The organism is Anaerocolumna jejuensis DSM 15929 (assembly GCF_900142215.1).
GTDB classification, from domain to species: Bacteria; Bacillota; Clostridia; order Lachnospirales; family Lachnospiraceae; genus Anaerocolumna; species Anaerocolumna jejuensis.
Window position 1 is genome coordinate 428,186 of record NZ_FRAC01000007.1, and the last position, 23,091, is coordinate 451,276.

Below are 23,091 nucleotides of genomic sequence, written 5' to 3' on the forward strand. Positions count from 1 at the left end.
TATTTGAGCAGTATTGCGAGTAAACTTGCGATACTGCATGGGGATTAGTGAAATAAAAGACATTTCACACCCTGATTGATAGCAGCTAAATCCTCAAGCAGAATCTGCATGCAATAGGAGCTAAGCTGGAAGGGTTATTTATCAGGCAGGCAGTTAACCGACGTAGAGAATATCACTTACACCGCGTTCATGATTTCTGCCTAAGGGATTATTTACGACTTTTCCCATAAAATACATGGTAGAGGAGCCGCCGCCGTCCAGATTGTAAGCATCCGTACAGCCAAGGTTTACAAACAGCTCTGAAAATTCATCAAGGCTCATGCCTTTGCTATATCCGCTGCTTCGCCCGTCCACAACGACGAAAACATAATGCTTGGGGCTTATTATGCCAACTCCGGTTCTGGGATTGGAGCCCTGTATGGTATGGTTGCCGAAATTTGTATCGATTTCCACCTTGCCAAGTCCGGTTATTGCCTTACTGTCTTCTACGAGAGCAGGTCCAAAGGAAAGGGTCTGTGTTACTCCCTCTTTTATTAATTTTTCAGCGGTAGTTTTCGTTTCGTCATATATCTTCATGGAGCCGTCAGAATAAAAGGCCAGCCCGGTTCTAGCCGGGATATCACGAAAGATTTTACCGTTCCGTATTATGATTCCATCATCACGAAAACCATAATAATCACCATTAACGGCAAAAATAGCATTATTTGCACTTGCTATTACCGAGGTGTCCTCTACGATATTTTGTCCGAATTTATTGTCAGCGAAGGCTGATTTTAAACTGGAGGAATCCTTTAAGGTAACGTCCGCGGTGTAATAGGTTACGGTGTCATCACCTGTACCGGTGGAGACTTTGTTGATTTTAATCGTTACGGAATCACTGTTGTAATTCCAGTCATCGGAGGTATAATTCGTATCAGAATTTTCTGTTCCGGTATTGCCGGTATCCAGCGCATTATTTACTTTGACATGCTGGATAAGGTAGCGGTCTGCAGCCATATAAAGTATGGCTGCAACGGCAGCGAGTACTATAATCAGTATAATTAACGGTTTCTTACGATTTTTCTTATCTGTATGCAAAAAAGCAGCTCCTTTCAAAATGCTAGGGTTTCCTTTAGTGTAGAGCAATATTATGTTCAGGCTGTTAGAAAACTGTGATATTTTTGTGATGCGCCCTAATTGCAGTAATCTATATCTGAGGCAAACGTATGAAACCCAATAATGGATATACACAGATGACCAAGGAGATTGTTTGGGAGTTTTGTCTCAAGAGGTTCCTTATGACACTTAAGCGGCAGGAAACGTGACTAGGTAAAACAGTGCCACTGTTTGAGCTTGATAACTAACACAGCCAAATTTGTTACAGCGAGTTTGGCGCTGATTTACCTGCCAGTTACGTTTTCTGCCGTTTTAGTGGAATAAGGGTTCTCGCGTAACAAACCTCCCAAACAACCTCCTTGGTCATCGTCCGGTTCCATAAACTATCATGCGTCTGCCGTGCCTATATTTACCTGCCTGCTTGAAAAATAACGTCTGGGGTAGTACAATGGCAGAAAGGCTCCGCTTTAGAAAAGTAAAAGGAAGGTAAGTAATCATGAAGGCCTTTATTAAAAAAGCACTGCAGTATCTGGCAATGATATTATTGATTCTGGTAGCGCTCAAAAATATTCTTTTATCACTGCCGATAAGAAGGCATGGCGGCCTGCAAAATATGTTAAGCGGAATGCATTCCACACTTCCCCTGCAGCCACGGGGTATTCTTCCTTTTTTATCCGGTACCCTTATGCTGCTGCTGGCATATAGGCTCTATAAAAGAGTGCGGCTGGCCTGGCTGATTGAAATAATTGCCTTAACAATGGGACTGACCTATCATCTTACCAGGCATCAGGTGCTGCCGTTCCGCACTGTTTTGGTGGATGTATTTGTACTGGTGGTGCTTCTGGCCTCCTATAAGGACTTTGCAAGAAGCAGCGACCGGATAACGGTAAAAAGAGCCGTGGGTTTTATTTTTTGCTCTTTTTTTCTAGTGCTGACCAATGCGGCTATTGGCTTATTCTTAATGAAAGAGGATATCAGAAGCATTCATTCGATCTATGATGCCATCTTCAGCTCCGTAAAGCTCTTAGTCTTTATGGATACGGACAGCCTTGGCATTAAGGGAGCAGCAGGAGAATTTTACAGCAATACACTTATTATCATAAACTGGATATGTATTATGACATCTGCTTTTCTTTTGCTAAAGCCTCTGGTATATAATCCGATTGCCAACATACAGGGAAAGCACAAGGCCCGCCAGCTTGTATTAAAATATGGTGACAATCCAATGGCTTATCTGGCCTTGGAAAATGATAAGAAATATTTTTTCGGCAGCGGCATTGAAGGCTTTTGTGCTTACAGTCTGGCGGGAAGCGTATTTACCGTATGTGGTGACATGATATGCGATGAAAAGGACAGCTTTTTATTTTTAGGAGAAATAACGGATTTTTGCAGGAAGAATGGCTATGATATCCTGTTTATCAATATCACGGAGAAATTTCATTCCCTGCTAAAGCTGGCAGGCTTTGGCATTGTAAAATATGGGGAGGATGCCTGTTTTTCTCTTGCCGAATATAATCTTGCAGGCGGAAGGGCTGCCAAGGTAAGAGCAGCTATCAACCATGCGAACAAAGAGGAAATCACTGTTTCGGAATACAAGCCACTTGAAAGGAAGGACCACCTGATTGAAAAGCAGATGCAGTCCATAACAGAGGAATGGCTGGTGCAAAAGGGCGGAGTAGAAATGAGCTTTATGCTTGGCGGAATGGGATTAAATGATCCCATGGACAGAAGGTATTTCTATGCCCTTAGTAAAGAAGGAGAGATGCTAGGATTTGTAGTTTTCCTGCCTTATATGGAAGGAAAGGCTTATCTTGCAGATGTAACCAGAAGAAGAAGCAATGCACCTCAGGGAGTGTTGGAGAAGATTATTTACGATGCCTTTATGAAAATGAAGGAAGAGGGGGTGCTGTGGGGGAATATGGGACTCTCTCCCCTGTATAATATCTGCAACGAGCAAAATTCCAGCTTCACGGAAAAGGTTTTTACCTTTATATATGAAAATATGAATAAGACCTATGACTTTCAGGCCCTGCACCATGCAAAATTAAAATACGGTCCAACAGACTGGCAGCCCAGATACCTTGCCTTTAATCCAAAAACCTTTTCCCTGAATTTCGGCTATGCCATATTGAAAGTACAGATGCCGAAAAATATGTTCAAAACCATACTGCCCAATCTTCTTAAGCTGGACAGGCAATGAACCTGGGGAAGGGAACACGGCTAACAAATAAAGGAAGTTAGTGGAAACGGACGATGACCAAGGGGGTTGTTTGGGAGTTTTGTTATGCGAGAACCCCTATTCCACTAAAGCGGCAGAAAACGTGACTGGCAGGTAAATCAGTGCCAAACTCGCTGTAACAAATATGGCTGTGTTAGTTATCAAGCTCAAACAGTGGCACTGCTTTACCTAGTCACGTTTCCTGCCGCTTAAGTGTCATAAGGAACCTCTTGAGACAAAACTCCCAAACAACCCCCTTGGTCATCTGCTCATTTCAATTATTTGGTCTTATGCGTTTGCCGTGCGGAAGGGTCGGGACATACTTGACAGGACGGAGAAAAAAATTATAGAATAAGTTTAAATATTCCATTTTTTTAATAAGAAAAGGAGGCAGCTATGAAAGTTATTGCAATTAACGGAAGTCCAAGAAAAAAAGGAAATACGGCAGAGCTGATAAAACGTGCATTGGAAGGGGCCAAGGAAGGCGGAGCCAAAACGAAGCTCTATCATTTATATGAGCTTGAATATACAGGCTGTGTCAGTTGCTTTGCCTGTAAGAAGAAAGGAAATGACTGCAAGGGCCTTTGTGTTATCAAGGATGATTTAAAGGAAGTATTGGAAGAAATCTTAAAATGTGATGCTCTGATAATTGGTTCACCCATTTACTTTTCGGATGTGACAGGAGAGATAAGGTCCTTTTTGGAAAGGTTTCTATTCCCTATACTATCCTATAATGAGGGAGAAAGGGAGCAGCTTAAGAAAAGCATACCCTCAGCCTTTATCTATACCATGAACGTACCAAGAGAGCAGTATGAGAGCGGGAGTTATAAGGCTTTGACAGAAAGAAATCAGGATATTATCGGAGGGCTGCTAAAGGCAGAGTCCAGGACGCTGGTTTCCTGTGATACTTATCAGTTTAAAGATTATGACAAATATAATGCCAGCCGTTTTTCAGTGGAGGAAAAAGAGAAGGTAAGGAAGGAACAATTTCCTCTGGATTTACAGGAGGCTTTTGAAATAGGAAAACAGCTTTCATTAAAATTGACGTAAGAAGTCAGCTGTGTTATGATAAATCCTTGAAGAAAGAGAAAAAAGGAGCTTATGTGTTTTAGCCTGAGCTGGACGTATAAAGCTCCTTCGCGCAGGAATAATAGGGAAGGGCAATAATACGAGAAAGGGAAACAGTATAGTATGAAAAAAAGTCAGGTTACAATTTTAGTTGTTCTAATTCTCCTGATAGGAGTTGTGGGCGTCGGTTTTGCCATAAAAAACGGGAAGACAGCCGGCAGTTCATCCGTATCCGGTTATGAGGACCAGTTAGCTGCACCTAAAAAAGGAGATACCGTAGCAGAAATCGTTGTGAAGGATTTTGGCTCCATGCATGTTAAATTCTTTGCGAAGGAAGCACCCAAGGCAGTGTCTAATTTTACCACCCATGCCCAGAAGGGTTATTATGACAAACTGATCTTCCACAGGGTTATGGATAATTTTATGATTCAGGGCGGTGACCCTACAGGAACCGGTACCAGCGGAGAGAGTATCTGGGGAGGCAGCTTTGAAGATGAATTTTCCGATAACCTTCAGCCTTACAGAGGAGCCCTTTGCATGGCAAACAGTGGTCCTGATACCAATGGAAGCCAGTTCTTTATTGTCCAGGATAAGGATACCTATGATAGAGCTACCCTGGATTCCATCACAGCGCAATACGGGAATAAATTCAGTGAAGATGCCGAAGAAGGCTACAGCAAAACCGGAGGAACACCCTGGCTGTACCGCGCACATACTGTTTTCGGACAGGTATATGAAGGACTTGATGTACTGGATTCCATTGCGGCAACCAAGACGGATGAGGAGAATAGTAAGCCTTTGACCGATGTTGTAATTGAGAAAATAATTGTATCAAAATACGGAGAATAAATTACGGCGGTTTTGAATGAAACGTCGGTAATAAGAGATAATGATAAGGACTGCCCTGTGTAAGGGGCAGTCCTTATCATTTACCGCTGAAAACATACTTTTTTCATAAATATCTGTTATAATAATATTATCGAAAGCAAATCAGTACGGATACATATAGCAGGAGGAACGCCGTAAAACGTGGAGAGTATAAGGGCAGTTCCGGAAAAGAGGTTAGGTCCATATGGATAAATTAAAGGTATTGGTCGTAGATGATGAAAGCAGAATGAGAAAACTGGTCAAGGATTTTTTGAGCAAGAAAAATTATGAGGTATATGAAGCAGAAAATGGGGAGCAGGCTGTGGATATGTTCTTTAATACAAAGGAGATATCTTTGATTATACTGGACGTTATGATGCCGAAGATGGACGGATGGCAGGTATGCCGTGAAATCAGACAGTATTCCAAGGTTCCTATTATCATGCTGACTGCAAAGAGCGACGAGAAGGACGAACTGCTGGGCTTTGAGCTTGGCGTGGATGAATATATTTCAAAACCCTTTAGCCCCAAGATACTGGTTGCCAGAGTGGAAGCGATACTTAGAAGAACAAATGTCCTGGAAGAGGGCATAATGGAAATAGGTGGTATTGTATTGGACAAAGCCGCCCATATGGTAAAGATTGATAACGAATCCATCGACTTAAGCTTTAAGGAATTTGAGCTTTTGACCTATTTTATCACCAATCAGGGAGTTGCATTGTCCAGAGAGCGGATACTCAACAATGTATGGAATTATGACTATTTCGGAGATGCCAGAACCATTGATACCCACGTGAAAAAGCTGAGAAGCAAAATGGGCATCAAGGGTGATTATATTAAGACAATATGGGGGATGGGCTATAAATTTGAGGTTGACTAGAAAGAGGCTTGAGCATAACCATGAAGAAAAGAGCAGGAAAGTTTTTATATAAGGATTCCATCAGGGTAAAATTAACCCTGACCCTAGCTATTTTAATAATTTCAACAATAGGCATACTATGGGTATTAAACAGGACCTTCCTGGAAGAATATTATATCAGGAGCAAGGCAGAGAGCCTTGGAAATATCTATGTAGACATTAAGAAAGTTATAAATGAATCAAAGGATGCAAACGAATTAGCCGATACATTGAATTTAATGTTCGAGAAGTATAGCGAAAACAGGAATATCAGTTCTTATATTTTTGCAAATGGAATGTGGTTCTATAAAGATGAATGGATTAACCTTGAAGATGCTCCTGACGTGTTACAAAGACGTATAAACCAGTATAAAGGATTATTATTTTCCTCAGATAGTGAACTTATTAAAACTACAAAGGATTATTATATACTAAAAGGATATGACGAAAGACTGGATACAAAATATCTTGGCTTACTGGAAAAACCAAATGGCAGTAAAAGTATTGTAATACTTGCATCCAGTCTGCAAAGTATGAAAGAGAGTGCCAAGGTAGCCAACCAGTTTCTAGCCTATGTCGGATTAGGGGCTGTAATTGTTTCTATTTTGATAATGCTCTGGATTAGCAAGAGGTTTACAAATCCAATCCTTCAACTTGCAGGAATTGCAAAAAAAATGAGCGATTTGGACTTTGATGTAAGATATCAGGTAAAATCCCAGGATGAATTAGGGGTACTTGGAAACAGTATTAATGCTCTCTCAGAAAAACTGGAGGGAACCATAACTGAATTAAAGAAGGCAAATAATGAGCTGATGTCGGATATTCAGGATAAAATGCAGATAGACGAAATGCGAAAGGATTTCCTTTCCAATGTCACCCACGAATTAAAGACGCCCATTGCCCTTATTCAAGGCTATGCGGAAGGGTTAAAGGATAATGTCAATGACGATGAAGACAGCAGGAACTTTTACTGCGAGGTTATCGTCGATGAGGCCCAGAAAATGAATTCCATGGTGAAAAAGCTTCTTTCCCTGAATCAGATCGAATTCGGCAACAACCAGCCTGGTATCGAGCGGTTTGACCTTACCGCCCTTGTGGTTTCTGTCATCCATTCCACCGAGATCTTAATGGAGCAAAAGAAGGTAACCCTTGATTTTGAACAGACAGAGCCATTGTATGTATGGGCGGATGAGTACATGATAGAGGAAGTAATGACCAATTATATAAGCAATGCCCTGAATCATGTTGACGAGCCAAGGATAATTGAAGTGAAATTTATTCAGAAGGAGAGTGTCGTCCGAATCAGCGTATTTAATACCGGACTGCCGATACCAGAGGAAGACCTGGAGAATATATGGATTAAATTCTATAAGGTAGACAAGGCCAGAACCAGGGAATACGGCGGAAGCGGTATCGGACTATCCATCGTAAAAGCAATTATGGATTCCCATAATCAAAAGTGCGGCGTTATAAATCATACCGACGGGGTAGAGTTCTGGTTTGAACTGGATACCAAGGTCCAATAGGAAATGAGTCATGAATTAAGGATAGTTTTAAAATTTTCATTGCCCATTATTGTAAATAGTGGTATTATATATTCACATATACTTGCTACGGAGGATGAACTATGAAAAAAACTTTCTTAGTGCTGGTGCTGGCATGTGGTCTATTACTTACAGGCTGTGCGCAGCTGACAAAATTAACGGATAAACAAAGCGATGTGATTGCAGAATATATGGCAGGTTCTGTGTTGAGATATACGGATAATTACATGGAAGCCCTGGTTTACCCGGAGGATAAGGGTACTGATGATAAACAGACATTGGACAAAATGTCCGACAAAGCGTCTGATACTTCAAAAGATGCTGCTAGTGAGGCAACCAAGAACAGCCAGTCAGGTAATGCGGCGGATGCAGCTGCAAAAGATAATAGTGCAAACAGTACTTCAAAGGATGCAAAGAACGCAAACAAATTAAATTATCAGGAATTTTATAAGAATTTAAGTGATAATACCTATCAGGTAAAATATACAGGCTTTAAGCTATATGATTCCTATGCCCAGAGAGACAATTATTTTACGTTGCAGCCAACAGGCGGAAGAAAGCTTCTGATAATGAGCTTTGAGGTAAAGAACGATACCAAGAAGGCAATAAAAATGAATCTGGGTAAAATACATATAGACTATAAGCTGAATCTGGCTGACGGAAAGTCCTATAAGCCAATGGTAACCCTTCTGGATACGGATTTAAACTATTTGAACTATACGTTAAAAAGCGGTAAATCAGATGATGCAGTTCTGGTATTTGATGTACCGAAGGATTTGAACAGCGAGGGGCTTACTCTAAGTATTTCACTAAACGGACAAAATACGGCAATAGATTTGAATGAATAATGGAATTCCTTAAAGGAGCAAAGCAATGATTTATACAGAAAAAAAGCGGACGAAGTTATTCGGACTGCCTCTCACTTTTACATCTTACACCATAGCGGACGAAAAAATAACAATCACGAGCGGGTTCTTAAACATTACGGTAGATGATGCGTATATGTATAAAGTTCAGGATGTGAAACTTACGAAGAGTTTTTGGGAAAGAATCTATGGATTGGGCTCCTTGACCTGTTATACGGGGGATACGACACACCCGGAATTAAAAATATTGCATATTAAAAATGCATCAGAAATTAAAGAATTTCTCTTAACGGCTTCCGAAGAGGCCAGAAGAAAGAGAAGAGCATTGCATACAATGGAAATATAACACACAGATAAGGACGAGCTTTTTAGCTTGTCCTTATCTGTGCCAGAGAAAAAATTGCCAAAAGAATATTTTAGATAAATATCTTCTTTTGGCAATTTCTCGGCAATGTACAAATGCCTGTATGTATAATATAGGGGAGGAGAAAGTAAAAGCTGAAAAATATTGTTTTTCTTTCTAAATGTATTATAGTATGAATTTATAAGTGAAGTATGAAGATAATAAAAATTAATTGTGAACATTTTAAAATTCGCACTAACTGCTATGCACTCCCAACGCGCCGCAAGATTGGGCCGAGGATTACGCAGGCACAATCTTGTTTGTGAATTATGCTTTTCAATAATTCACATTACCTGCCTTGCCTTCCCAGCGCACCGCAAGATTGGGCTGAGGATATAGCAGGCATAATCTTATTTGTGAATTATGCTTTTCAATAATTCACATTACCTGCCCTGCCTTCCCAGCGCACCGCAAGATTGGGCCGAGGATTTCGCAGGCACAATCTTGTTTGTGAATTATGCTTTTTAATAATTCACATTACCTTAAAGTAAGAACGGAGCCTCTGAATCACCATGAATTATAAGTTACTTGCCGATACTGCCATGCTGGCAGGAGAAATTATGTTAATAAGCGGAGCGGAGACTTACAGAGTTGAAGATACCATGAGCAGAATTCTAAGGACCTCGGGACTTGAGAGAACAGAAGCTTTTGTAACTCCGACAGGTATATTCCTGTGCCTTGATGATGCTGCCATCGACGGCATTACTCTTGTGAAAAGGGTGGACAACCGTATAACTAACATCGCACATATATATGAAACCAATAATGTTTCAAGAAATTTGTGCTCTGGTATTATTTCGGTAGAAGAAGCCTTCCTGGAACTGAAAAGTATTAAGACCAGGAAACAATACAGCAATTATCTGATATACCCCTGTACGGTCGTCGGTTCTTCCGCTTTTACCATTCTTTTGGGCGGAGATTTACTTAACAGTATTATAGCCGGGCTGAACGGAGGCTTTATAGTACTTGTAACAATTCTTACCATGAAATTAAATATAAACACCTTTATAAAGAATCTGACGGCTTCCGTATTAATTGCCTTTAACAGTATGCTTTTCCTGCATTTTATGGGCAGATATATCCAACTGGATGCCTTAATCGGCGGTTCGATCATGCCATTGCTTCCGGGAGTTGCTATAACCAATGCAATCAGAGACACCCTGCAGGGAGATTATATGTCGGGAGGGGCAAGAGCGATAGAATCCTTTGTGCTGGCTGCTTCCAGTGCGGTGGGAATAGGTATTGGAATTGCTGTTTATTCTGCTTTGGCAGGGGGGATAAACCTATGATGTTCGTACAGGTAGTGGGAGCCTTCATCGCAGTTGTTGCCTTTGCTGTGATTATCGGCGTACCCCGTAATTTTTTGGGACATGCTGGTCTTGTAGGTGCCGTGGGCTGGTTCGTATATCTGATGTTGGAATCTACCGGTCTGAGCATTGTAGGCAGAATGTTTTTTGCTGCCCTTATGGTAGCCTTAATATCCCACAGCTTTGCAAGGCTGATGAAAGCTCCGGTAACATTATTTCTGATTGCCGGCATTCTTCCTCTGGTACCGGGAGTGGGAATGTACCGTATTGTTTATAACCTTATAACAAATAATAATGGGCTGGCAGCCCACTATATGAATGAGACCATTCAGATAGCGGGAATGATAGCCCTTGCGATTTTCATTATGGATACGATATTCCGCATGTTTCAAAAGAAAGGCTGAAAACGCGGAATCATTCTTGCAATCACAGGGAAAAGCAGATAGAATATTATTATCAAAAGAAACAAAGCCGGTAGGAGAAACACATGAGAATAGGTCTGGTAAGGCATTTTAAGGTAAATTGCCCTCATAATAAAATGATGACATCGGAAGAATTCCGTCAATGGTCAATGCTCTATGAAAAGGCAAAGGTCATTAAAAATAAAGTGGAGATGTATGGAAGTAAGTGGGATATCTGCTATGTAAGCGATTTGCCGAGAGCAATTACAACGGCCAAGGAGGTTTACAGCGGACACCTGCATATTGATAAATTACTCAGAGAAGTGGATAACGCACCTTTTATTCATACGGAAAGAATAAAGCTGCCCTTTGAAATATGGCATGTCTGCGGAAGACTGGCCTGGTACTTTAAATCCAAGAGCCAACCTGAGACCAGAGAAGGAACCAGAAAGCGCATCAATGCATTTCTTGATAAGATAGACTGGAATCAGGAAAATATTCTGATTGTATTTCATGGATTCATGTTATATAACTTTCAGAAGGAGCTTAAAAAAAGAGGCTTTACCGGTGAAAAGATCAGAAGGGTAAAGAATGGGGTATTATATCAGTACATAGGTGAGAATCCCATGAGTAATGCTGTACCTGAAATGGAGGAATAGCAGGCTGAGAAATGACAGATGATTTTATGGATACGGACAGGCAGAAAAGAGGTTAAATGAAGATTACACTAATAGGTGTCGGGAAGATAAAAGAAAACTATCTGGCACAGGCTATTTCTGAATATTCCAAAAGGCTTGGCAGGTACACCAAGCTTGAGATTATTGAGGTGGCTGACGAAAAAACACCCGATGGGGCAAGCGAAGCGGAAGAGCTGCAGATAAAAAATATAGAAGGCGAGAGAATTTTAAAGCAGATTAAGGACAGCTCGTACTGCCTGGCTCTTGCAATTGAAGGAAAAATGTATGATTCAGTGGAATTTGCAGAACAGCTTGAGAAGTTAAGAATCAACGGAAAGAGTCATTTGACTTTTCTTATTGGCGGTTCCCTGGGACTAAGCGGAGAAGTTTTAAAAAGAGCCGATGCCCTTATCAGTTTTTCTAAAATGACATTTCCTCACCAGCTGATGAGAGTGATATTACTGGAACAGGTATACAGAGCTTACCGTATAACTTTGGGCGAGCCCTATCATAAGTAGGATGTTGTTAGTTTGATAAAATGGATTTCAATACGTGTGCATAAAAATTTATATTGGAATGGAGTAAATTATGAATATATATTTAATAAGGCATGGCAGACAGAACAGCCCATTATGCAATGTGAATGTGGAGCTGGCTAAGGAGGGAAGAAGGCAGGCGGAATTCCTTGGCAGGCGTTTGGCGAACTACCACATAGATGCCCTTTATTCCAGTAATTTAATACGGGCGGTAGAGACAGCTGAGATATTGAATAAATATATTAACCAGCCCCACCTTATCAGGGAAGATATCAGAGAAATATCTTTCGGGCATTTAGAGGGAATGTCCAATGAAGAGATTGACAGTGAATTTGCGGCCTTTAAAAGGGAGCAGATGCTGCTGGAGGAGGATATCCCCTATCCGGGCGGAGAATGCGGCAGACAGGTATTTGAAAGAGCCATGAGGACCATAGAGGAAATCCGTACCTCCGGTAAATCCAATATTGCTGTAGTGACCCACGGAGGTGTAATCAGAGCTCTGGTATCGGGCCTGCTGGGGCTTGATATGAGCAAAAAGCTGTTACTGGGAGCGTCCCTGGAGAATACCAGTATTACTCAGCTGGTTTATTATAATGACAGTAAACGCTTTTACCTGCAGCGTTTTAACGATTATGCACATCTGGAGTCAGAAGAGGGATTACTTCGGACCATCCTATAGCTGTAAACACATTTTCGAAAAAATATTCTGACTTTTTGAATAAAAATACTTGAAATTTTGAAAAAACATGATACAATACTAAGCATTAATATTAGTTTTATTAAATAATTATAAGGTATCTTCCATTCGTCAATGAAGGCCGAATTCCCTTGTTTGACGTATTTTTTATGGGCATGTGCCAAATGGATGGATGTACATAGAAGATGCCTGTCCATTATTTAAGCGCTTACGAAAGAGTATTGAATAAAAGGTATTTGATATTCATGAAAGGAGTTAATATGAAAAAGATTGTGTGTTTACTACTGGCAGCTGTGACAGCTGTATCTCTGGCAGGATGCGGTAAATCCTCGGATGATAATAAGCTGATCGTAGGTACGGAAGCAGGATTTGCACCTTATGAATACATGGAGGGTGATAAGGTAGTTGGAATCGATATGGACATTGCCCAGGCCATTGCGGATGATATGGGAAAAGAACTGGTAATTAAGAATATGGAGTTTGAAGGAGCCCTTTTGGCAGTTCAAAAGGGAAAAGTTGATTTTGTTGCAGCAGGTGTATCAATTGATGACAAGCGTAAGAAAAAGATGGACTTTTCACATGAATATGTAAGCTCCACGGATGTTATTGTAGTGAATAAGAACACTCCCAATGTGACCAGTGCCAAAGATTTAAATGACAAGATAGTCGGTGTACAGCAGGGAAACATTGCGGATTTTTATGTTTCAAATCCGGAGAATGTAACACCAAAGGATATCAAAAGGTACTCAAAATTTGTTCAGGCTGCGGAAGACCTTAAGAATAATAAGATTGACTGTATTGTAATGGACCAGTATCCCGCACAGGAGCTGGTGACAGCAAATGATAACCTGGCAATCATAAAAAAGAGTGACGGTACCAATGATGTGCTTTTTGAAGATAAATATGCAATAGCAGTTAAGAAGGGAAATAAAAAGCTTCTTGACGAGATTAATAAAGTAATTGATAAACTGATTGCCGACGGTAAAATTGAGGAATTCACTGCAAACCATACAAAAACAAGCGGTCAGTAAACAACCTGATTATTATTGGTGAAATGGATAGACTTCATAATTAGCAGCAGCCAAGATTTGATTGTCTGCTGCTAATTATGTGTAAAGAAGGAGAAGGAATTTTGAATGCAATAATTGATTGGTTTAATCAGCTGGGCCAGAGCTACTATGATGCTTTTATAACAGAACATAGATATATGTTTTATTTGCAGGGGCTGGGGAATACTCTGCTTATATCTTTGATTGCGCTGCTGATCGGAGCGTTTCTTGGCATACTGGTCGCAGTAATTCGGTTTTCGACAGCCGGTATAAATGGGCTGAGCTGGCTGAAGTCCCTGTGTAACCTGTATGTGACGGTAATCAGAGGTACGCCGGTACTCGTGCAATTGTTAATTATCAGTAATCTGGTGTTTACCGCAAGGGATACGAATGAAATTATCGTGGCAGGAATTTGCTTTGGTATCAATTCCGGTGCCTATGTAGCGGAAATTGTGAGAGCTGGAATTGAATCCATAGAAAAAGGCCAGTATGAAGCCGGACGGTCTCTTGGACTTAATGGAAACCAGACCATGTTCACTATTATTATGCCCCAGGCAATCAAGAATATATTACCGGCCCTTGGCAATGAATTCATCGTGTTGATTAAAGAGACCTCTGTTGCCAGCATCATAGCAGTAACAGACTTATCAAAAGCGGCCCAGTACATCGGTTCCAGGACCTATGATGTGCTGCCTCCGCTGATGATCGCTGCTGCCTGCTATCTGATTATGGTATTAGGCTTTACAAAGCTCTTGCATTTTATTGAAAGGAGGATGGCTCAAGGTGATAGAAACTAAAAACCTGAAAAAGCAATTCGGCTCCCACGTAGTGCTAAATAATATCACGGAAACCATAGAAAAAGGCGAAAAAGTCGTTGTTATCGGTCCCTCCGGCTCCGGTAAATCCACCTTTTTACGCTGCCTTAACCTCCTTGAGGTACCCGATGGCGGAGAAATCTGGTTTGAAGGAAAGAATATTTTAGACCCTAAGAATGATATTAATCTGTTAAGAAGAAAGATGGGAATGGTATTCCAGCAGTTTAACCTGTTTCCACATAAGACAGTGAAGGAAAATATTACTCTTGCTCCTGTTAAGCTTGGAGTTATGAACAAGGAAGAAGCGGAAGCAAAAGCAATGGAACTTCTGAAACGCGTCGGACTTCCGGAAAAAGCAGACAGCTATCCCAAGCAGCTCTCCGGCGGCCAGAAGCAGAGAATTGCCATTGCCCGCGCCCTGGCAATGAGTCCGGATGTGATGCTCTTTGATGAGCCTACCTCAGCCCTTGACCCGGAAATGGTGGGGGAAGTATTGGAGCTTATGAAGGAACTGGCAGATGACGGAATGACTATGGTAGTGGTAACGCATGAAATGGGCTTTGCAAGAGAGGTTGGAACGAGAGTCCTGTTTATGGACCAGGGAATGATAAAAGAGCAGAATAAACCACAGGAATTCTTTGGAAATCCCATGAATACAAGGCTGAAGGATTTCTTATCAAAAGTGCTGTAAGAAGTGCTTTGTAAAAATAGTTTCATAGCAGTTTCTCCTAAATGATAAAAAAGGTCATTAAAAGTATTGACAAGTCACTGTGTATTCTTTAGTATTCTCTATATATTGATGTATTAATTCATAATTCTTTGATTAACTACTAGATATATAAAGCTATTGAAACGATAGTCAGGAGGAATTTCATGAGAGAAGAATGGAATGGTTTTGCAACCGGAAGCTGGACAACAGATATTAATGTCAGAAGCTTCATTCAACATAATTATACACCCTATGAAGGGGACGGCTCCTTTTTGCTGGGACCTACGGAAAAGACCAAAAAGCTTTGGGATAAGGTCCTGGAGCTGATGAAAGTAGAAACAGAGAAGGGAATTGTGGATGCCGAAACAACGAAGCCTTCTACAATTACTGCTTTCAGCGCAGGATACCTGGATAAGGACAATGAGATTATTGTCGGCTTTCAGACAGATAAGCCTTTAAAGAGAGGCATTATGCCAAACGGCGGAATCCGTGTGGTAAAAAATGCCTTGGAATCCTATGGCTACAAGCTGGATGAGCGGACAGAAGAGGTGTACACCCATCTCAGAAAGACTCATAACGATGGTGTCTTTGCCGCCTATACCGATTCCATGAGAAAGGCAAGGCATACCGGTATTATCACAGGCCTTCCCGATGCTTATGGTAGAGGACGTATTATCGGAGATTACAGAAGAGTGGCACTTTACGGAGTGGATGCCCTGATTCAGGAGAAGATGGACCAGAAAAAGCTGCTGGAGCGTAATACTCTGGAATCACCGGAAATCCTTTTAAGAGAAGAAATTTCAGAGCAGATTAATTCCTTGAAGGAATTAAAGGCAATGGCTTCCAATTATGGCTGTGATATCAGTAATCCTGCCAGGAATTCTCTGGAAGCAACCCAGTGGACCTATTTTGGATACCTTGGTGCGATTAAGGAACAGGACGGAGCAGCCATGAGTATCGGAAGGGTCAGTACTTTCCTGGATATTTATTACGAAAGAGATTTAAAGAACGGCGTATTAACAGAAGAGGATGTACAGGAAATCGTAGACCAGTTTGTTATGAAGCTGCGTATGGTACGTTTCTTACGTACCCCATCCTATAATGATTTATTTTCCGGTGACCCCACATGGGTAACGGAAGCTATCGGAGGAATGGGACTTGACGGACGTACGCTGGTTACGAAGAGCAGCTTCCGTATTCTTCATACCCTTTACAATTTAGGACCCGCTCCTGAGCCCAATCTTACGGTGCTATGGTCAACCTTCCTGCCTCAGGCCTTTAAGGACTTCTGTGCGAAGGTATCCATTGATACCAGCTCCATCCAATATGAGAGCGATGATATCATGAGAGATGTATGGGGCGATGATTATGCAATTGCCTGCTGTGTATCTGCCATGAGAGTCGGCAAGCAGATGCAGTTCTTCGGGGCACGTGCCAATCTTGCAAAGGCTCTTCTTTATGCAATCAACGGCGGTAAGGATGAAAAGACCGGCGAACAGGTCGGACCTATGTTTGAACCTGTTAGGGGAGAGTACCTGGATTATGATGAGTTAATGATCAAATTCGACCAGACCCTGGAATGGCTGGCGGAGTTATATATCAACACTCTTAATGTCATCCACTATATGCATGATAAATATAACTATGAGAGGCTTCAGATGGCTCTTCACGATATTTCCATCCTTCGTACGGAAGCCTGCGGTATTGCCGGACTTTCCGTAGTAGCAGACTCCCTGTCCGCTGCCAAGTACGCAAAGGTTAAGATAATCCGTGACGAGAAGGGCCTTGCGGTGGACTATGAAATTGAAGGAGAATATCCTGCTTTCGGAAACAACGATGACCGTGTAGACCAGATTGCCGTAGAATTAGTAGAAAGATTCATGAATAAGCTGCGCAAGTTTAAGACTTACCGTAATGCAAAGCAGACCCTCTCCATCCTTACCATTACTTCCAATGTTGTTTATGGTAAGAAGACAGGCAACACCCCCGATGGAAGAAAAGCTGGCGAGCCCTTCGCACCGGGAGCCAACCCCATGCATGGCAGGGATAAGAAAGGTGCTGTTGCCTCCATGGCATCTGTTGCCAAACTTCCCTACAGACATGCGGAAGACGGTATTTCCTATACATTCTCCATTGTACCAAGGGCTTTAGGCAAGACAGGAGAAGAACGTGCCACAAACCTTGTGGGACTTTTGGATGGATATTTCTTTGATAAAGGACATCATATCAATGTAAACGTATTTGACAGAGAGACCCTTATGGATGCCATGGACCATCCGGAAAAATATCCTCAGCTGACAATCCGTGTATCAGGATATGCCGTTAACTTCGTGAAGTTGAACAGGGAGCAGCAGCTGGATGTTATTAACCGTACTTTCCATGAGAGGTAATCAGATACAGTAAAGCACTAACAATAAATATAAGGTAAATGAGGGGCTTGCTATCTTTATAGGATTGGCTGGTATTTTGTCCTTGGGACGGAATTCAACCGGTTTTATAATGGTTTCAGGCCCTGCATGTTTATCAGGAAGGAACCAGTACCTTGAAGCAAAGCGAAAGGGGTGGACTTACTATGAATATAACAGGAAGAATACATTCAGTAGAAAGCTGCGGTACGGTGGACGGACCTGGCGTAAGATTTGTGGTGTTTATGCAGGGATGTCCCTTAAGATGCCAGTTCTGCCATAATCCCGACACCTGGGATACCAATAAAGGCACCATTTATACGGCAGACCAGCTTATGAGTGAAATTATAAAATATAAATCCTACATGCTTTTTTCGGGAGGAGGAGTAACCTTTACAGGAGGAGAACCCCTCCTGCAGGCTGATTTCATACTGGAAATGAGCAGAAGATGCAAGGAAGAAGGCATATCCGTGGCAGTGGATACCTCAGGCTATGTATTTTCCGATACGGTTGAGAAGGTTCTTGAAAGTACGGACTTGGTACTTTTGGATATTAAAAATTACGATCCGGAGGTATATAGCAAAGTAACGGGAGTTGAACTGGCACCCACACTTAAATTCCTGGACCATACCAGAGACAAGGAAACAGCCGTCTGGCTCCGTTATGTCCTGGTTCCGGGGCTTACGGATAATATAGAAAGTATCAGAGGGCTGGCGGAGCACCTGAAGGCTTACCCGAATATCTCCCGAATAGACATTCTTCCCTTCCATAAGATGGGAGAATACAAGTGGAAGGCCCTGGGGTATGAATATAAGCTCTATGATACAAAGGAGCCGGATAAGAAGCTGGTGGAAGAGGTAAAAGGAATCTTTCGTATTTCCGGAATACCTGTTGCAAATTAGAAGAAATCAAAATATACTAAAGTTAGAACTTTTTTGACAGGCTGAAAAAATGCTACGGGGGAGTGCCTTTTGGGGTTATGCAATTCTTTAAATTCAAGCAAAGTGGGGTTTGCATTGTGATTACGATTAAAGAAATAGCTGATATGCTGGGAATCAGTACTACCACGGTCAATAATGTGATACATGGAAAGACCAATCAGGTATCACAAAAGACCATAGAGAAGGTACAGAAGGTTATTGAAGAATACGAATATGTTCCCAATATGAATGCAAGAAATCTTGCACAGAATAAATCTAAAATCATTGGATTTGCCATGAAGGCAAAAAGTGAAAAATATGAAAAAAATGCCTTAAAGGATACCTTCATCAGTGAGCTGGTAGGAGCCGTTGAAAAAAGCCTGCGTATCAGCGGATATTTTCTGATGATTTATATTTCCGAGGATTTGAAACAGATTATCAATTATGTATCCACCTGGAATGTGGACGGTCTGATCTTGTTTGGTATGATAGGCGATGATTGCATCCTGCTTAAAAGTAAGGTCAGCAAGCCCATGGTCTTTATTGACAGTTACTTCAGTGAAGAGGTAATGGAATATATAAATGTAGGCTTGAAGGATTTACAGGGAGGCTATGATATTACCAGGTACCTGCTGGATTGCGGACACAGAAGAATTGGCTTTGTTGCGGATAACTGCCTGGGAGCGGATAAAGAGAGGTTTCTTGGATATAAGCAGGCATTAAGAGAACAGGAGATAGCCTACAGAGATAAGGATTTCTTTTTAATAACTCCGGGTGAAAAGGAACTGGAGAAGTGTCTTAAGGATCTGCTGGAGTATACAAAGGGCTATACAGCACTTTTTTGTGTTTCCGACTACTATGCCGTGATAATCATGAATTATTTAAGGGATCATGGAAAGAGGATACCCGAGGATATTTCTATCGCAGGCTTTGATGATAATGCATATGCACGGATAGTGCGGCCCTCCTTAACTACCATTCACCAGGATGTATCCCAAAAAGGAGAAATAGCGGTGGAGAAAATCTTGAAGCTTGTCAACGGCGAAGACATAGAGGAGAGGATAATCATTCTTCCCACTGAGTTAATTGTCCGCCAAAGCGTCAAAATGCTAAAGAAATAAAGCGGGGTTGGAAAGTTAAATTACTCCTCCTGAAAAAAATAAATAAGAGGTTGTAATTTAGTTTGTATTTTTAATTTTCATAGTTTGGAATTTTACAAAATCCCAGAAATACCGTAAAGTAAGGAATCCTTGCATTAACTGTATTTCTGGGATTTATATTGTAATTAAGCTTAAAATCATGGCTTGCGAAATCGGAATTTACACATAATAAATTACCGGGCCTCTGTAACACTTGTGGTTTTAATTTTTGCCCAATCTCAGAAGTTTTAGCTTACGCTATTATCCGTTACTGTTTCAGCTATAATCTCCGATACCAGTATAAATTCTTCGCTCACTTAGGGAATATCTATCTTCCACAGCTGATTTTCTCCGCCCACATATTCCCACTGATGCACTTTTGCACCGTCATCTTTTGAAATATTACTGACATCAAGCACCTTTCCGCTGTTTCTATTTTTTATTTTATAGTAATCGCCTACCTTCTCCAATGCCCATTGCTGGCTGTTTTTCCCGGCAACATAAGCTGACTGGCATATATTTGCATCATTTTCGGTTGAGCCTCCCACAACTTCCAGGACACGTCCGCTATGAGCCGATTTTATTATAAAATATCCCGATCCGGTGTCTGAAATTTCCCATTTTTGATTGTTTCCGCCAACATAAGACCATTGATTGACCAGCGCTCCCTCATCCGATGAATAATTTGATACATCCAAGGATTTGCCGCTGTGTTTTGCCGTAATCTTATATATTCTTCCGGAGGCTAATACACTGTTATTTGAGACTGTATTTCCGCCGCTGTACTTGTCGATTGTGATACAGTCAATATTCATATCACCGGTGTCACCTTCATCATATCTATATTCCACTATATTATTGCCGGCCTTCAGATTTACTGCCTCCGTAGATTCGGCCCAAGCATCCCAGCTTGCTGTCTGGGGCAGTGAAATCTGTTTTACTTTAGTACCGTTAACATACAGGCTCAGGCTTAAATTTCCTTTTGAAGGCCAATATCCTGAATATCTCAAGGTTGTAGTGTAAGAAGCTGTATTCGGTACGCTTACATTGAACTGGGTCGATGCACCCTGCTGCCAGAAACCGGCAACAAAGCCTGTTCCATCGTACCATAAGTGGTCTGTAGCAGTTTTTGCGCCTCCTGACAGGGCTGAGCTTTCCGCCTGATACTTCCAGGGTACACGTTTGTTGAGATGGATATTGTCAATATTAATATTAGCTGAATCACTGGTATCATATTTAAAGGTAATAGTGTTAGTCCCTTTATTTAAGTACACGGTTTCCACTTTTTCACTCCAGGTATTCCAGTTTCCGGTTTTTGGCAAGGATATCTGTTTAACCTTTGAGCCATTTAAATAAAGGCTTAAGGTCTTGCTTTCATTATTGCCGTTTGAATATCTCAGTTTCACATCATAGGACGCAGCAGTTTCAGTATCCACTGAAAAATCCACTGCTGAGCCGGCAACCCAAAGCCCGTCTATAAAGCCTGTTCCGGCATAGCCGGAATGGTTGTCCGCTATTTTGGCATTTCCTGAAAGAACTGCATTTTCTGCTTCATAATGCCAGGTGGCTGCTTCGGTGACGGTGATTGAGTCAAGATTTACATTGCCGCTGTCATCGTCGTCATATTTATAGGTTATGGTATTATTTCCGGCTTTCAGCGTAATATTGTCGTAGCGGTCGGCCCATTTGTCCCAGTTTCTGTAATTGAGCAATTCTATTTGCTTGACCTTTTCATCATTTACATAGATACTCAGAGTCTTGTCAGTGTCATACCCATTGCAGTAACGGAGATTAACCGAATAATTTCCTGCGTAAGGAGCATTTACGGTAAACTGAGCCGAAGCTCCCTTGTCTAACAGCCCGGCTACAAAGCCGGTTCCGGTATAACCGTTATGGTCGGCAGCTACTGTGGCACCACCGGATAAAGTGGCATTTTCTGCTTCGTACATCACACTTCTTTTTAAAATCAAAGCATCCAAGGCCAGTCCGCTTTTTCCGCTTACAGTAAGACGAATCTTGTTGCTTCCTGCATTAAGCTGAACATTGTTAATTCTTAAAAGATCATAATTGTACTTATTTCCGGCATTTGAGCCAAAGGAAATATCACTGCTTTTTTGATTTACCTGTAATTTCATGGGAATATTTCCTGCTGTATTATTGTTGTATCTGAAATTCAGTGAATAGCTGCCTGCCGCTTCCGTGTTTACAGTAAACTCCACATAGTCATTGCTGTTATTATTGTATTGGGCATATCCGCTGCCCGAGCAATTCGGACTATTGCTTAAAATTACTTTTGAAGCTCCTGATAACGAGGCATATTCCGCTTCATAAGTCTCACTTTTTTCTTCACCGGATGGTCTGCTGAGCACTGTACCGGGATTTGAAGGAATTCCGAGGTTTATAAAGCCATCCTCATTCCAATTGATGCGCTGGGCTCTTACCCATCTGTTTGAACCTGTCTGCCCGCCCACCGGTCCGGCATGGTAAACAATCCAATCCTCTGTTTCATCCTCTGATTTTACAAATAAGGGTGAGCCGGGTCCAAAAGCACTGTTATCAGGTGATTTCACCATCACCGGCTGAGGATTTTTCACCCAGGAGTTACTGTCCAGCAAGTTGCTGTCTGATTTAGCCGATGAGATTCCGACACAATAGTTGTCATTCATAAAGCTGCTTGCAGAGTAACCAAAATATATCTTACCGTTTCTTTCAACTACAGCACAGCCCTCATCTATGCTGCCGCCATTTTTTTCCCATGAGTTTACCGGATAAGCTACGGTACCTTCCGTACCTTTTAATGTCCAGGGATTACTCATCTCCACCAGGGTCGGGCACTCGTCAAAGGAATCTCCCTTATAGAAATATTTTGTATAGCTAAAATACCTCTTGCCATTCAGTGTTACAACTCCGCATGCCAAGCCATTGCTTTGAGTATTAAGCTTTCCCTTCTCGACCCATGTTCCTTCATAAGGATCAGGAGATGAGTTTTCCAGGACGTAAGAATCAGGATGTCCAAAACCATAACTATCTTCACTGCTGGATGAGAAATAAATATACCATTTCCCATCCAGACGGTAAATATATGGTCCCCATACATAGCCATAAGAATCTGGCTCAGGCCATACTAATCTGCTTTTTGCAGTTGTTACCCCTAAAATAGTTTCATGTTTCTGCAAATGGATACCATCTCCAGTAGAAAAGCAGGAATAATAGTAACCATCTGCAGCCCTGGCAATTGTAGGGTCGGCTCCGCGTATAAGCGGGTTCTGATAACTGGATGTTACATCAGCATAGGTAATGCTTGTTAGCAATAATGTAAATATTATTGCTAATGGTAGAATAACTAAACTCTTTTTTCTCATATTTAACTCCCTTTATTATTTATTTCAATGTTCTTGCAGTATTACAAGCACACTGATTTCATTAGAATCTCCCCATAGATTTATAGAATCTTTTTCCCAGGTTTATTTAAAATGT

At 41.4% G+C, this 23,091-nt stretch carries 20 protein-coding genes; 18 read left to right on the top strand and 2 right to left on the bottom strand.

The window, feature by feature from the left end; all coding sequences use genetic code 11:
* Positions 1-153: 153 nt before the first annotated feature.
* Positions 154-1,077 (bottom strand): phosphodiester glycosidase family protein, encoded by a 924-nt coding sequence (locus tag BUB77_RS05405; protein ID WP_073273635.1) that lies wholly within the window; start codon positions 1,075-1,077, stop codon positions 154-156.
* A 514-nt stretch (positions 1,078-1,591) separates the two neighbouring features.
* Between BUB77_RS05405 and BUB77_RS05410 the strand changes: the two genes are divergently transcribed.
* From BUB77_RS05410 to BUB77_RS05495, 18 genes are all read left to right on the top strand, one after another.
* Positions 1,592-3,295 (top strand): phosphatidylglycerol lysyltransferase domain-containing protein, encoded by a 1,704-nt coding sequence (locus tag BUB77_RS05410; RefSeq protein WP_084123931.1) that lies wholly within the window; start codon positions 1,592-1,594, stop codon positions 3,293-3,295.
* Between the two features lie 414 nt (positions 3,296-3,709).
* Entirely contained in the window at positions 3,710-4,363 is a 654-nt protein-coding gene (locus BUB77_RS05415) for a flavodoxin family protein (RefSeq protein WP_073273637.1), read from the top strand.
* A 141-nt stretch (positions 4,364-4,504) separates the two neighbouring features.
* Positions 4,505-5,230, top strand: coding sequence for a peptidylprolyl isomerase (locus BUB77_RS05420; RefSeq protein ID WP_073273639.1), 726 nt, complete (start codon positions 4,505-4,507; stop codon positions 5,228-5,230).
* Between the two features lie 223 nt (positions 5,231-5,453).
* Positions 5,454-6,128, top strand: coding sequence for a response regulator transcription factor (locus tag BUB77_RS05425; protein WP_073273641.1), 675 nt, complete (start codon positions 5,454-5,456; stop codon positions 6,126-6,128).
* 20 nt (positions 6,129-6,148) lie between these two features.
* Positions 6,149-7,672, top strand: coding sequence for a sensor histidine kinase (locus BUB77_RS05430; RefSeq protein ID WP_073273643.1), 1,524 nt, complete (start codon positions 6,149-6,151; stop codon positions 7,670-7,672).
* Positions 7,673-7,773: 101 nt separating this feature from the next.
* Positions 7,774-8,538 (top strand): DUF4352 domain-containing protein, encoded by a 765-nt coding sequence (locus tag BUB77_RS05435; protein ID WP_073273645.1) that lies wholly within the window; start codon positions 7,774-7,776, stop codon positions 8,536-8,538.
* Positions 8,539-8,563: 25 nt separating this feature from the next.
* Entirely contained in the window at positions 8,564-8,902 is a 339-nt protein-coding gene (locus BUB77_RS05440) for a PH domain-containing protein (protein ID WP_073273646.1), read from the top strand.
* A gap of 569 nt (positions 8,903-9,471) precedes the next feature.
* Positions 9,472-10,248: a threonine/serine exporter family protein gene (locus BUB77_RS05445; protein ID WP_073273647.1), complete on the top strand. Its 777-nt coding sequence runs from the start codon at positions 9,472-9,474 to the stop codon at positions 10,246-10,248.
* Positions 10,245-10,670, top strand: a complete 426-nt coding sequence (locus tag BUB77_RS05450; protein ID WP_330392494.1) for a threonine/serine exporter family protein — start codon at positions 10,245-10,247, stop codon at positions 10,668-10,670. Before BUB77_RS05445 ends, BUB77_RS05450 begins: the two co-directional genes overlap by 4 nt.
* 83 nt (positions 10,671-10,753) lie before the next feature.
* On the top strand, positions 10,754-11,326 hold the full coding sequence (locus BUB77_RS05455; protein ID WP_073273649.1) for a histidine phosphatase family protein: 573 nt from the start codon (positions 10,754-10,756) through the stop codon (positions 11,324-11,326).
* A gap of 56 nt (positions 11,327-11,382) precedes the next feature.
* Positions 11,383-11,862 (top strand): 23S rRNA (pseudouridine(1915)-N(3))-methyltransferase RlmH, encoded by a 480-nt coding sequence (gene rlmH / locus BUB77_RS05460; RefSeq protein ID WP_073273651.1) that lies wholly within the window; start codon positions 11,383-11,385, stop codon positions 11,860-11,862.
* 70 nt (positions 11,863-11,932) lie between these two features.
* Positions 11,933-12,559 (top strand): histidine phosphatase family protein, encoded by a 627-nt coding sequence (locus BUB77_RS05465; RefSeq protein ID WP_073273653.1) that lies wholly within the window; start codon positions 11,933-11,935, stop codon positions 12,557-12,559.
* Between the two features lie 278 nt (positions 12,560-12,837).
* Positions 12,838-13,608: an ABC transporter substrate-binding protein gene (locus tag BUB77_RS05470; RefSeq protein ID WP_242962379.1), complete on the top strand. Its 771-nt coding sequence runs from the start codon at positions 12,838-12,840 to the stop codon at positions 13,606-13,608.
* Between the two features lie 176 nt (positions 13,609-13,784).
* Positions 13,785-14,423, top strand: coding sequence for an amino acid ABC transporter permease (locus BUB77_RS05475; protein ID WP_242962394.1), 639 nt, complete (start codon positions 13,785-13,787; stop codon positions 14,421-14,423).
* Positions 14,410-15,132 carry an amino acid ABC transporter ATP-binding protein gene (locus BUB77_RS05480; RefSeq protein WP_073273659.1) on the top strand — a complete coding sequence of 241 codons (723 nt, stop codon included), beginning with the start codon at positions 14,410-14,412 and terminating at the stop codon, positions 15,130-15,132. The genes BUB77_RS05475 and BUB77_RS05480 overlap by 14 nt, the downstream gene beginning before the upstream one ends.
* A gap of 182 nt (positions 15,133-15,314) precedes the next feature.
* Positions 15,315-17,540, top strand: coding sequence for a formate C-acetyltransferase (pflB, locus tag BUB77_RS05485; protein WP_073273661.1), 2,226 nt, complete (start codon positions 15,315-15,317; stop codon positions 17,538-17,540).
* Between the two features lie 182 nt (positions 17,541-17,722).
* A complete protein-coding gene (gene pflA, locus BUB77_RS05490) occupies positions 17,723-18,457 on the top strand; it encodes a pyruvate formate-lyase-activating protein (protein ID WP_073273663.1) in 735 nt (244 codons plus the stop codon).
* 116 nt (positions 18,458-18,573) lie between these two features.
* A complete protein-coding gene (locus BUB77_RS05495; RefSeq protein WP_084123952.1) occupies positions 18,574-19,596 on the top strand; it encodes a LacI family DNA-binding transcriptional regulator in 1,023 nt (340 codons plus the stop codon).
* A gap of 335 nt (positions 19,597-19,931) precedes the next feature.
* Here the strand turns inward: BUB77_RS05495 and BUB77_RS05500 are convergent, their stop codons facing one another.
* The gene (locus tag BUB77_RS05500) at positions 19,932-22,976 is read right to left on the bottom strand and encodes a CBM35 domain-containing protein (protein WP_073273667.1); all 3,045 of its coding nucleotides are present in this window, start codon (positions 22,974-22,976) and stop codon (positions 19,932-19,934) included.
* Positions 22,977-23,091: the final 115 nt, after the last annotated feature.